This window comes from Streptomyces sp. NPDC002785 (assembly GCF_040295565.1).
Taxonomy (GTDB): domain Bacteria; phylum Actinomycetota; class Actinomycetes; order Streptomycetales; family Streptomycetaceae; genus Streptomyces.
Map to the genome: position 1 here is coordinate 15,866 of NZ_JBEOVN010000091.1, position 11,299 is coordinate 27,164.

General features: G+C 71.1%; 14 protein-coding genes. 5 read left to right on the forward strand and 9 right to left on the reverse strand.

The genetic code is table 11. From position 1 onward, the window contains the following. Positions 1-161 precede the first annotated feature (161 nt). Positions 162-1,535, forward strand: coding sequence for a PP2C family protein-serine/threonine phosphatase (locus ABTZ94_RS21335; RefSeq protein WP_351202629.1), 1,374 nt, complete (start codon positions 162-164; stop codon positions 1,533-1,535). Here the strand turns inward: ABTZ94_RS21335 and ABTZ94_RS21340 are convergent. The 3 genes from ABTZ94_RS21340 to ABTZ94_RS21350 form a co-directional block, all read right to left on the reverse strand. Further along, positions 1,517-1,849: a DUF2516 family protein gene (locus tag ABTZ94_RS21340; protein ID WP_351202630.1), complete on the reverse strand. Its 333-nt coding sequence runs from the start codon at positions 1,847-1,849 to the stop codon at positions 1,517-1,519. The two genes, ABTZ94_RS21335 and ABTZ94_RS21340, sit on opposite strands and share 19 nt — an antisense overlap. Positions 1,850-1,973: 124 nt before the next feature. Next, entirely contained in the window at positions 1,974-2,606 is a 633-nt protein-coding gene (locus ABTZ94_RS21345) for a hypothetical protein (protein ID WP_351202631.1), read from the reverse strand. A 27-nt stretch (positions 2,607-2,633) separates the two neighbouring features. Further along, positions 2,634-3,182, reverse strand: coding sequence for a helix-turn-helix domain-containing protein (locus ABTZ94_RS21350; protein ID WP_351202632.1), 549 nt, complete (start codon positions 3,180-3,182; stop codon positions 2,634-2,636). Between the two features lie 258 nt (positions 3,183-3,440). Here ABTZ94_RS21350 and ABTZ94_RS21355 point away from each other — a divergent pair, with 258 nt between their 5' ends. Then, positions 3,441-4,115: a TnsA-like heteromeric transposase endonuclease subunit gene (locus tag ABTZ94_RS21355; RefSeq protein ID WP_351202633.1), complete on the forward strand. Its 675-nt coding sequence runs from the start codon at positions 3,441-3,443 to the stop codon at positions 4,113-4,115. 225 nt (positions 4,116-4,340) lie between these two features. Next, positions 4,341-5,045 carry an alpha/beta fold hydrolase gene (locus ABTZ94_RS21360; protein ID WP_351202634.1) on the forward strand — a complete coding sequence of 235 codons (705 nt, stop codon included), beginning with the start codon at positions 4,341-4,343 and terminating at the stop codon, positions 5,043-5,045. 207 nt (positions 5,046-5,252) lie between these two features. Here the strand turns inward: ABTZ94_RS21360 and ABTZ94_RS21365 are convergent, their stop codons facing one another. Then, positions 5,253-5,933: a TetR family transcriptional regulator gene (locus ABTZ94_RS21365; protein ID WP_502967280.1), complete on the reverse strand. Its 681-nt coding sequence runs from the start codon at positions 5,931-5,933 to the stop codon at positions 5,253-5,255. A gap of 38 nt (positions 5,934-5,971) precedes the next feature. Here ABTZ94_RS21365 and ABTZ94_RS21370 point away from each other — a divergent pair, with 38 nt between their 5' ends. Continuing rightward, entirely contained in the window at positions 5,972-6,118 is a 147-nt protein-coding gene (locus ABTZ94_RS21370) for a hypothetical protein (protein ID WP_351202636.1), read from the forward strand. 65 nt (positions 6,119-6,183) lie between these two features. Here the strand turns inward: ABTZ94_RS21370 and ABTZ94_RS21375 are convergent, their stop codons facing one another. The 4 genes from ABTZ94_RS21375 to ABTZ94_RS21390 all read right to left on the reverse strand — a co-directional run bounded on the left by ABTZ94_RS21375 (position 6,184) and on the right by ABTZ94_RS21390 (position 9,528). Beyond that, complete coding sequence (locus ABTZ94_RS21375; protein WP_351202637.1) at positions 6,184-6,399, reverse strand: TetR/AcrR family transcriptional regulator C-terminal domain-containing protein; 216 nt, start codon at positions 6,397-6,399, stop codon at positions 6,184-6,186. A 178-nt stretch (positions 6,400-6,577) separates the two neighbouring features. Beyond that, the gene (locus tag ABTZ94_RS21380; protein ID WP_351202638.1) at positions 6,578-7,828 is read right to left on the reverse strand and encodes a GNAT family N-acetyltransferase; all 1,251 of its coding nucleotides are present in this window, start codon (positions 7,826-7,828) and stop codon (positions 6,578-6,580) included. A 63-nt stretch (positions 7,829-7,891) separates the two neighbouring features. Next, positions 7,892-8,875, reverse strand: a complete 984-nt coding sequence (locus ABTZ94_RS21385) for an asparaginase (RefSeq protein ID WP_351202639.1) — start codon at positions 8,873-8,875, stop codon at positions 7,892-7,894. A gap of 44 nt (positions 8,876-8,919) precedes the next feature. Beyond that, positions 8,920-9,528, reverse strand: coding sequence for an RsiG family protein (locus ABTZ94_RS21390; RefSeq protein WP_351202640.1), 609 nt, complete (start codon positions 9,526-9,528; stop codon positions 8,920-8,922). Between the two features lie 117 nt (positions 9,529-9,645). Here ABTZ94_RS21390 and dtd point away from each other — a divergent pair, with 117 nt between their 5' ends. Beyond that, positions 9,646-10,095 carry a D-aminoacyl-tRNA deacylase gene (gene dtd / locus ABTZ94_RS21395; protein ID WP_351202641.1) on the forward strand — a complete coding sequence of 150 codons (450 nt, stop codon included), beginning with the start codon at positions 9,646-9,648 and terminating at the stop codon, positions 10,093-10,095. Between the two features lie 120 nt (positions 10,096-10,215). Here the strand turns inward: dtd and ygfZ are convergent, their stop codons facing one another. Then, entirely contained in the window at positions 10,216-11,181 is a 966-nt protein-coding gene (ygfZ, locus tag ABTZ94_RS21400) for a CAF17-like 4Fe-4S cluster assembly/insertion protein YgfZ (RefSeq protein ID WP_351202642.1), read from the reverse strand. Positions 11,182-11,299: the final 118 nt, after the last annotated feature.

Below are 11,299 nucleotides of genomic sequence, written 5' to 3' on the forward strand. Positions count from 1 at the left end.
CGGATCCGTGACCTGACGCGGCTTATGGCGGTGCATATGACAGCGGGCGATTGCGGTACGCCATTCCGTTCCCCCACCGCGGACCGCTATCGTCCCCGTCTGGCGGATCGTCGATCGTCGTTCCGCCGCGCCCTCGGGGGGAGGGAAGGAAACCCGAACCCATGCCCGTACCCGTACCGCAGCAGCGCGCCGTTCCCGCTGCGGAAGCCTCCTATGGCGCCGACCTCACCCTCCTGGTGATCGAGGACGACCCGGCGGGCACCCTCGCCGTCCCCGAGCTCCCGGCCGCGGCCGGGACGCGGGTCCGTATCCGCAACGCCCGCAACCTGACCGAGGCGGGCCGGCTCCTCACGGACGACGTGGACTGCATCCTGCTGGACCTGGCCCTGCCGACCGGCGGCGAGGCCCGCTCCGCCCCCACCGAGGGAGCCGACGAGCTCGCCACCCTCAAGCACGTCCTGCGGATAGCCCCGCGCCACGCCGTCCTCGCCCTCACGGCGGAGGACGACGCCGAGCTGGCCGCCGAGGCGGTACGGGTCGGCGCCCAGGACTACCTCTTCCGCGGCGAACTCGACGGACTGCTGCTCAGCCGCGCCATCCGTTACGCCGTCGAACGCAAGCGCGCCGACATCGCCCAGCACCAGCTCACCGAGTCGCGACTGCGCGCCCAGGAGAACGCCCGCCTCGAACGCGGCCTGCTCCCCACCCCGCTGCTCGAAGGCTCCGATCTGCGTTTCGCGGCCCGCTACCGCCCCGGCCGCAGCCGCGCGCTGCTCGGCGGGGACTTCTACGACACGGTCCGTACGCCCGACGGCACCGTCCACGCGATGATCGGCGACGTCTGCGGGCACGGCCCGGACGAGGCGGCGCTCGGCGTCGAACTGCGCATAGCGTGGCGGGCGTTGACCCTGGCCGGGCTCTGCGGCGACGAACTGCTCTCCACGCTCCAGCAGGTCCTGGAGCACGAGCGGGAGAGCGAGGAGATCTTCGCGACGCTCTGCACCGTCGACATCGCCCCCGACGGCCGGCGCGCCGGCCTCTGCCTGGCGGGCCACCCCGCTCCGCTGGTCGCCCGGCACGGGCGGGCCGCGCACCTTCTCCCGTACGAGGACGGCGGCCCGGCCCTGGGTCTGCTGACGCGCGCCCGGTGGCCGCGCCGACAGGTGGAACTCGGCAGCTCCTGGAGCCTGATGATGTACACGGACGGGCTGATCGAGGGACGCGTGGGGCCGGACGGCACTCAGCGGCTCGGCCAGGACGGCATGGTCGAGATGATCAACCGCCAGCTGGCTCAGGGACTCACCGGTGAGGCTCTCCTGGAGGCCGCGGTCACCCAGGTGCGGGAGCTGAACGGCGGCGAACTGACCGACGACGTCGCGGTCCTGCTGCTCGACCGCGACCAGGAACACATCCGCCGACGGGGCCCGAACGGCGGCCGGGGCCGGAGCATCCCGCGCCCCCGCCCCGAACCGGCGTCACCCACGGTCCCCGCAAACACCGCAAGTCCGGCGAACGCTCAGCGCCCGCCGTTGTAGGGCCCGTACGGCCCGTCGCTGCTGGAGCCACCACGCCGGCCGCCACCCGAGACCGCCCTCAGCGCGGGCCGTACGTCCACCAGGAAGACGATGGACGCGACCGCGCCCGCAAGCTGCAGGAACAGCATCGGCACGAAGAGATTCACGGCGACGGTGATGCCGAGGATGATCAGCCAGAAGGACTTCTTCTGCTTGTCCGCGGCCCGGTAGGCGTCCTCACGGGCCGTCGCGGCCAGGACCAGTGCGACCACGGCCAGGACGAGCATGGCCATGTAGAGCAGCCAGACGAGTGTGCTGAATCCTGTGAGCAACATGGTGTGCACCGCCTAATAAGTGGATGAGCGCCTCGCGGCCAAGGTACCGGGACAACGCGCCGGGCACCCCAAAAAATGCCCGCCCCGCGCCCCGGTACACACTCCGGCTGTGGCGCCGGGGGCCCTACTTCGCGGTCGGCGGAGTGGTCTTCTTCGCGGCGGGCTTGCGCGCGGGTGCCTTCTTGGCGGGCGCGGCCTGGGCCTTGCTCTCCGGCTTGACGGTCTTCTGGGCGGGCGAAGCCTTTGCCGGCCCCGGCTTGGCGACCGGCCCCGGCTTGGCGGTGCCCGTCGGCTTGGACTCCTTGCGCGGCTCGACGACGACGGCGATCTCGACGATCTCGTCGGCCGTCTCACCACGCCAGGTCCTCACGGTCTGCTCGCCACGCTCGGCGACCTTCTCGTACGTCTCCCGGGCCCGCACCGCGTACTCCGCGGCCACGCCCAGACTGCGCAGCGCCAGATCCTGGGCGCTCTCGCCCAGCTTCCGCAGATCGCTGTCGAACGACCCGATCACCTCGGTGACCTTGGCCTGCACAGTGGCCTGCGCCTCCCTGGCCTGCGAGGTCACCTTCTCCTGCACGGCCTTGGGGTCGGCGTTGCGCACGGCCTCGATACGCTCCGGCGCCTCGGCACGCAGCTGCTCGATCAGCGCCGGGACCTTGCGCGCCTGCTCGACGGCGATATCGGCCGTACCGGCGGCGAAGTAGAGGGGGGTCGGGTCGGTGAGGGTCTTGCGCAGGTCATCGGTGATGGCCATGACTGTGGTCCTCCCGGATCATCAGACTCAGTGTGAGGGTTTTGAGGGCTTTGAAGCTGTGTCGGCATCGCCGCCGTCGGGCGTGCGGGGGCCGTCGGCACCGGGGCGGCCGTCCGCGGCCCCCGGTCCGGACTCGCCGCCGGTCTCCGATCCGGCTTCGGCGCCGGACTCCGGTCCGGGCTCGAACCCGTTCTCCGATCCGGCTTCGGCGCCGGACTCCGGTCCGGGCTCGAACCCGTTCTCCTTGCGGAAGGAGTCGTAGATCTGCAGCAGAACATTCTTCTGCCGCTCGTTTATGGACGGATCGGCCAGGATCACCGCCCGCGTCTCCAGCTCCTCCCGCTCCCGCTCGTCCAGAATCCCGGCCCTTACGTAAAGGGTCTCGGCGGAGATCCGCAACGCCTTGGCGACCTGCTGCAACACCTCGGCGCTCGGCTTGCGCAGCCCGCGCTCGATCTGGCTGAGGTAGGGATTGGACACCCCGGCGGCATCGGCGAGCTGCCGCAGCGACAGCTGCGCATTGCGCCGCTGCTCGCGCAGGTACTCACCGAGATTGCCGACGTTGAGTGATGCCATACCTTGATGATGCGCACCCTTGCTAACTTTTGCAAGCACATGCTTGCAAAAGTGCGCCACACCACTCGCATGGCCCCTGGTGACTCTCAGCTGTCCTGTCTCTGGGATGTCCGGGCAGTCTCGGAGATCTCCGGGCAAGTGAGCTGACGTCTCAGTCATCTCCGGGCATTTGGTGGGGTGTATCAGTCTTCTCCGGGTACGCCGCCTCTTCGCTGGCTACGGTCGTCGTGGCTGGTCGGCGTCGTACCGAAGGCCCGGGTGAATGCGAACGAGGCGTCGGCAGAGGACGTCGAGCTGGAGTACGTCAGCGCGGCTGGGCTTCGTGAACGCGGGCCTTTGGGGCTCCTGTGGTCGGTCCCGTTTGAGTCGGTACGGCCCGAGCGGCAGTTCCCGGCTTTCCGGGGCCAGGGCAACTGGTGCGGCTGGTACTGGTCGGCGACGTGTGGCGGGCATGTGGGATATGAGTCGTGGCTGGAGCGCGATCGCCTGATGCTGCTCGATTTCGATCCGCTGGTGACGGGCATTTCGTCGCAGCCATTTCGGCTGTCCTGGGCAGGGCCGGACGGGAAGCGGGTGCGGCACACGCCGGACTTCTTCGTCCGGCGCGCGGATGGCACGGCCCTGGTGGTGGACGTGCGCCCGGATGAGCGAATCGGGCCGGGGGACGCAGTGAAGTTCGCGGTGACCGCAGCGGCATGCCAGTCGGTGGGCTGGGACTTCGCGCGGGTAGGCGCGCCGGAGGCCGTGCTGATGGCGAACGTGCGATGGCTGGCCGGCTACCGGCATCCGCGGGTGCACCGCCCTGACGTGTCGCCCATCGCCTGCTGGAGATGTTCGCTGACGGCGCCGGTCTGCTGGACGGGGCTCGGGGGGCGGGCGACCAGATCGCGGTGCTGCCGGTGCTGTTCCACCTGCTCTGGCGCCGGGTTCTGACCACGGACTTGGAGACCGTGCTGCTGTCGGCGGGCACGAGGGTTCGGCTCGGCCTGGTCCGGGAGGGAGGCGGGGATGCCGTCGCGTCCGCGACTGCTGCGAGCGGGTGACCTGGTCCGCTTTGGGCCACGCCTCCCCGCTCGGCTGACACGGACTCGGATGCGCCTTTGCCGCACCTGGGCAAAACCGGGGCGCTCGTCGGGACCGCCGCGCTAGGTTGCCACCATGGCTGAATTCGTACTGGTGGCGGGCGCGTGGCTTGGATCGTGGGCGTGGGACGAGGTGGTGTCGGAGTTGCGTACGGCAGGGCACGGCAGCCACCCGGTGACGCTGTCCGGCCTCGCCGAGAAGCAGGGCGTACAGGCAGGGCAGCAGACCCACGTCCGGGACATCGTCGACGAGGTGGAGCGCCACGATCTCCACGACGTCGTCCTGGTCGGGCACAGCTACTCGGGCATCCCGGTAGGCCAGGCCGCCGAACGCATCGGTGACCGGCTGGCCCGCGTGGTGTTCGTCGACTCCGAGATTCCGGTCGACGGCGAGTCGTTCGCCTCCGGCTGGTGGGCCGGCCGCGAGGCACTGGAGGCCGCGATCGCCGGGAACGACGGCTGCTGGGCGCCGCTCACCGCCGCCGACTTCGACGGCCAGGGTCTCACCGACGAGCAGATCACCCGGATCGTGGGTGGCTCGACACCGCATCCGGGCGCCACGCTGACCGAGCCGGCCGTACTCGCGCGCCCGCTCGGCGAGCTTCCGGCGACGTACATCAAATGCCTGCTCGACGGCGACGAGCCGAACGACGACGTGGCCAAGATGCTGACTGGCAGCGAGCGTTGGGAACTGGTCGAGATGGACACCGGCCACTGGCCGATGTTCTCCCAGCCGCGCGAGCTGGCACTGATCCTGCACCGGTCGGCCATGGAATCCTGAGCCCCGAACCAGATGGCAGCCCCGGACCGGGGTGGCACGCCCCGCCCTTATCCGTGGCGGCGCTTGGGCCTGGGCGGCGGTCCGTATGCCTGCACCAGGGCGTTGCGCACGGCGACGCGCCCGGCCGCCCGGAACGCCCCCGGGTGGGAGTCGGCTTCGTGGCCCGGATACCGACGCGAACACCGGCCCGTCCACCGCTACCGCCCACTACTCCTCCCCGAGCCCCGACCGCAGCTGTGCGAAGGCGAGTTCGGCGGCCTCGACCGCACTGCCGTACGCCTCGTCCGCGCTCTCCCCCGCGTCGATCCGCCGCCAGTTCTCCAGGCCCAGGATGCGCTGTACGGCGATGATCTGGCCCGCGGCCAGCCTGTCCCGTACGCGGTCGCCCAGCGCACGGGCGAGCGCTGCCTCCGAGCGGCCCTGGTAGGCGTACATGCGGGCCACCAGGGACGGCGTCCCGTACAGCAGCCGCATGAACGCCAGCACCTCCGGCGCATCGCAGAGCCCGGTCACCGGGTCGCGTCGCTCCAGGCCGTCCAGGAAGTGGCGGCGCAGGGCGTCCAGGGGGGACTCGGTGTCCGCGCGGGCGGCGACGACACGGGCCGCCTCGTCCTCGTGGTCGGCGAACCGGTGCAGGGCCAGGTCCTCCTTGGCCGGGAAGTACCGAAACAGTGTCGGCTTGGAGATGTCCGCGGCGGCCGCCACCTCCGCCACCGAGACCTTGTCGAAACCCCGCTCCAGGAACATCGCGATCGCGGCATCGGAGACCGCCTGGTACGTCAGCCGCTTCTTCCGCTCACGCAGGCTCATCGGCGCAGGGGCCGCAGAGGCTGCGGGGGCCGCGTGTACCGCCGTCCCGGGCCTGGGTTTCTCTCCGCTCATGACCATGAAGCGTACGCCTTGACCTCAACCGGACTTGACGTCCGATGGGGGTCGCACGGGCGCCGGACGAGCCGGCCGCCGACAGCCGCAAGGGTGTGGTCCGGATGTGTGCGGTGCCGGTCGGGGAGGTGGGCAGTCCGCAGGTGCTGGTGGCGGCGGAGCTGTCCGTACCCGTCGGCGGGTGCGGGTGAGGTGGTGATCGAGGGGAGCCACGTTGACATCGGCTCCGTGGAGACCTGGATCCGTTCGGGTGGGTTCAGGGGGTACTTCCAGGTCCGGACGCCGTACGTGCCGTGCGCGCCCGCGCCTCCACGAGGGCCTCAACCCCGTCCAGCACCCGTTCGAGCCCGAACCTGAACTCGTGGTCGGGCTCGTCCGGCGTCCCCATCACCTCGGACTTCAGCAGCCGGGAGAGCGACGGATGCCGTACGGGGTCGACGAGCCGGTCGAGGGTACGGGCGTACCCGTCCATCACTTCCTGCGCCGGTATGCCGCACGCCTCCGCCGCGCGACCAGAGGCAGCCGTCGCAGGTTCGGTTCCGGCCCCGGCCCCGGCCCCGGCTGACTCAACGGGACTTCTCGCCGCACACCCCTGTGCGCGTGGGCCGATCAACGCCCTTTACACCTACGGATGTTGGCCTGAGCAACTCTCAGAACACATCCGGGCACCAAGCCCGCCGCGCCGCCCGGAACATCCCCTCCGCCAGCGCCACCGCACCCGGCGTGAGTTCCTCGATGCGGCCCAGGGCCGCCAGTCGGACCGGGGACTCGTCGCCCAGATAGAGCGTCCCCAACTCCCTCACGTCCAGGGCGAGATCGGCGGCGGCCGTGGTGGGGGTGCAGGTCGCGCCGGACGGGGAGGCATCGAGGTGGTAGCGGCCGGTGGTCAGGCCGGTGGCGTCGTGGATGTCCAGGGTCAGTGCGCCCGGTACCGCGTAGGTGCGGGCCTCCAGGGCGCGTACGACGTCCAGGACGCGTACCCACAGCCAGTCCGCCTGGGTCACGATGCGCGCCGCGCGCGGGTCCGGGAGGAGGAGGGGCAGCAGGTCGTCGGGGGCGCGGTGGCCGGTGCGGACCGTGGTGACCCAGTCGATCGAGCAGACGAAGTGCCACAGCGCGCGCTCCGCGGCGGGGGTGACGGCGATGTGATCGAGCACCGTGGCCCGGTTCAGCGGCTGCTTGGCGTCGCCCCAGTTGTCGTCGGCGCGGTAGGTGACCAGGCCGTCGGCCTCGCCGTCCGCGTTGCAGTAGACCGCGTAGAAGGGTTCCACCCAGGTATCGGGGCCGGGCCGGTCCTCGCCGGTGGTCAGTTCCCACCACCGTGCGGCGCGGTCGATCGCCCCGTGCTGCCGGGCGCGCAGCCGTTCATGGAGGGCCGGGCCCAGCTTGCGTACGTCCGCGCAGGTCACCAGGTCGATCCGGCCGCCGTCCTCGGCGCAGGGCCCCGACCACCGCGGGTCGAGACCCGACCTCGGTACGTCGATCTCCCATTCGGTGGTCCACGTCGCCGGGCCGAAGCCGTACCGCCCGTAGATCGGGTACTCGGCGGCGATCAGCGTGGCGGCCACGTCGCCGCGCTCCTTCGCCGCCGCCAGGTCCGTGGCCATCATCCGGCTCAGCAGTCCGCGGCGGCGGTGCGTCGGCGAAACCGTGACGTTGGAGATCGCGTCGGCCTGCACCGTGGCACCGCCGACGACCGTGAGCTCCTGCGCGAACGACCGGAACGTGGCCACGCACCGCCCGCCGTCGAACGCGCCCTGCGTACGGGCCAGGTCGGTGTGCGGCCGCCGGCTGGCAACCTCCTGTTCCGTCACCGTCGGCGGGTGCAGAAAGCCGGTGTGCACGGCCCGCAGCCAGTCGGGGTAACCGGATTCGGTGATCGCACGGACATCAAGGCGCATGGGCCCCACGCTAGGCACGCGCTCCCGGAATGTCGCCCGGTTTTCCGCCCCGGCCGAATCCGGTCAGAACGCTGCCCGGATCTCGCCGACCTCACCGCCGCCGCCCAGCAGAGGCGCGCGTCCGATCCGGGAGACCACCGGGGCGTCGATGCCGAGCAGGCGCAGCGACTGTGCCAGCACCGGGCCGAGTGCCCGCGTCGCACCGTCGTCGATCTTGAAGGCCAGTGCCCGGCCGTCCGCCAGCGCCACCGCCTGCACCGCCTCCGCGCCCATCTTGGAGAGCGTTCCCGGCACTTCCCGCATCAGCCAGGTGTCGGGGCGGCGCGTTCCGGCCACGTACTCGGGGTGTGCCCGCATCGCGTCCCCGACCCGGCGCTCCGCCGACCCCGGCTCCGCCAGCACGAACGAACGGAAGGCGCGAGCCAGACCCACCAGGCTGATCGCCATCAGCGGCGCCCCGCACCCGTCCGTACCGACCGCCGTGACCGGCTCGCCCGCCGCCTCCTCGACCACTTGGTGGACCAGCTGCTGGAGCGGGTGCGAAGGGGCGAGGTAGGACGCCCGGTCCCAGCCGTTCACCGCGCACACCGCGAGCATCGCCGCGTGCTTGCCGGAGCAGTTCATCGTGATCCGCTCCCGGACATGGCCAGCGGCGAGATACGCCTCCGCCTCCGCCGGGTCCAGCGGCAGATCGGGCGGGGTCTGCAGATCGCCGGGCGTCAGTCCGTGCTCGGCAAGCATCGTGCGCACGAGCTCGAGGTGGAAGCCCTCGCCCGAGTGGCTCGCGGCGGCCAGTGCCAGCCGCTCCCCGGACAGATCGAGCCCGGCCCGCAGCACCGCGGCGGCCTGCATCGGCTTGTTGGACGAGCGCGGGAAGACCGGCGCCGCCGGGTCGCCCAGAACCTGCTCCACGCTGCCGTCGGCGGCCAGGACGACCAGCGAGCCCCGATGCCGGCCCTCCACGAAGCCTGACCGTACGACCTCGGCCAGGACGGGGTGGGCGGTGGATATGGCGGAGGGAGCGGCGGGGGCGGCGCTGGAGGTCATGGTGGCCTTCCGGGGACGGCGGACCCACCCCCGGAAGGGTCGCTTCAGGCGAGCAGGTCGTCTACTTGTGCTTCACCGTCACGGTACCTGCGGGCGATCTCCGCGCTGCAATCGTCAGCGGTCCGTTGCAGCTGGTGACGGCGCCGGGAGACCTGCTGCTCGTAGCGGACCAGGCGCCCCATCGCGGCGTGCAGCTCTTCGTCCGTACGGGCGTCGAGGTCGGAGAGTTCGACCTCGGCCAGCGTCTCGGCCGCCAGTCGGCGGTACTCGTCGCTGCGCGGTGTGGTGAGCGTGACATGTCTGGCGGAGGAGCGGTGCTGGGACGGGGTGTCGGCGAGGATCTCCGAGAGCCGGTCCACCACCGGTGTCTCCGGATCCAGCCTGCGGGCCAGCTCGGCCCTCAGGATGTCGATCCGCCCCTGGACCAGCCGCCGCACATAGCTGAGGTCGGCCTCGTCGCGCTGCGACTCGCGGCGCAGGGTGCGCAGTTCCGGCAGCCGCAGGGCGTCCAGCTCGGACTGTGGTCGCGCGGACGGACCATCCACGAGATCGTGACCGGTCCGCTGCACGGGTGGGCGCATGGTGCTGGTACTGGTGCCGGCGCGCGCGCCCGGCACGGCGCCGGGGGACTGCCCGGTTCCATAGGTACTCATGCTTGTGTCCATCCCCTCGACCGGTGCGTCGGCGCACCGCCTTCCGAGCATCGTGCCACTCCCATGGGGCCTGTGTGCATGCTCTGTACCCGTTCAGCCCAAGATAGGTTGGTCTGTATGCGTGCAGTGGTACAGAGAGTGGACGGTGCGAGCGTCACGGTGGCCGACGGCGCGGGCGCGGCAGGCGGCCCCGAGGTGGTCGGCGAAATCGTCGGCGAAGGGCTGTGTGTGCTGGTGGGAGTCACCCACGGGGACACCGCGCAGAAGGCGGCGCAGCTCGCCCGCAAGCTCTGGTCGGTCCGCATCCTGGAGGGCGAGAAGTCCTGCTCCGATGTGAATGCACCGCTTCTGGTGATTTCGCAGTTCACTCTCCACGGGGACGCCCGGAAGGGGCGCAGGCCCACCTGGAACGCCGCGGCGCCCGGCGAGATCGCCGAACCGCTGGTCGACGAGGTGGTGGCACAGCTGCGGGCGCTGGGGGCGCAGGTGGAGACGGGCCGGTTCGGGGCGGACATGCGGGTCTCGCTCACGAACCATGGCCCGTTCACCGTCATCATCGAGGTCTGAGGCCGCTCCCCATGTGCCGGCCGGGGTCCAGGGCCGGTCGGCCCGAGCCGGGTCCGAGCCGGATCTGAGTCAGGTCGAGCAGCCGGTGCAGACGGTCGCGCGTAGAGAATCTGCGCGCGGCTACGGCTCCACGACCGTCTCTTGGGCGGCGGCCGTGTCCCCCGCGAGCAGCTCCGCGTCCACCGCGACATTCCGCTTGACCAGGGCCAGTGCGATCGGCCCCAGCTCGTAGTGGCGGGCGGACGTGGTGATGAAGCCCAGCTGACGGCCCTCGGCGCCGTCCGCGGCGAGCCGTACCGGTGTGCCGTGTCCGGGCAGGACGACCTCGCTGCCGTCGAGGTGCAGGAAGACCAGGCGCCGCGGCGGCTTGCCCAGGTTCTGCACCCGGGCCACGGTCTCCTGACCGCGGTAGCAGCCCTTCTGGAGGTGGACGGCGGTGCCGATCCAGCCCAGCTCGTGCGGGATGGTGCGGTGGTCGGTCTCGTAGCCGAGGCGGGGGCGGTGCGCCTCGACGCGCAGCGCCTCGTACGCCAGGATGCCGGCCACGGGGCCGTTCCCTGCCGCGTACTTCTCCAGGTCGGCGCGGGGCAGGAAAAGATCCCGGCCGTACGCCGTCTCCCGTACCGTCACGCCGTCCGGGACCTCCGTGATGGAGCCGGCCGGCAGGTACACCACGGCGAAGTCCTCGGTACGGTCGGCGACTTCGACCCGGTAGAAGAACTTCATGGACTCCAGATAGGCGATGAGATCGCCCTGCGTGCCCGGTTCGGCATGCATCCACACGGTCTCGCCGTCGTCGACGAGATAGAGGGCGTGCTCGATGTGCCCGTGTGCGGTGAGGATCAGGGCCTCGGTGGCCTGTCCCGGGGCGAGTTCGCTGACATGTTGGGTGAGCAGGAGATGCAGCCAGGCCAGCCGGTCGCTGCCGGTGACGGTGACGACGGCGCGGTGCGAGAGATCGACGAGGCCGGAGCCGTCGGCGAGGGCGCGCTGCTCGCGGAACAGGTCACCGTAGTGCGCGGCGACGCCTTCGTCGCGGCCTTCGGCGGGGACGGCGCCGGGCAGGGACAGCAGGGGGCTCTTCATGCGACCAGCGTACGACGCGATTTACGACCTCCCCCACGATAGGGAGCGGATCAGCGAGCGGCGTCATGCGGCTTCGATTGCAAGGCGGAGGAAGGAAGCGGATGGGGTCTCCCCTGGT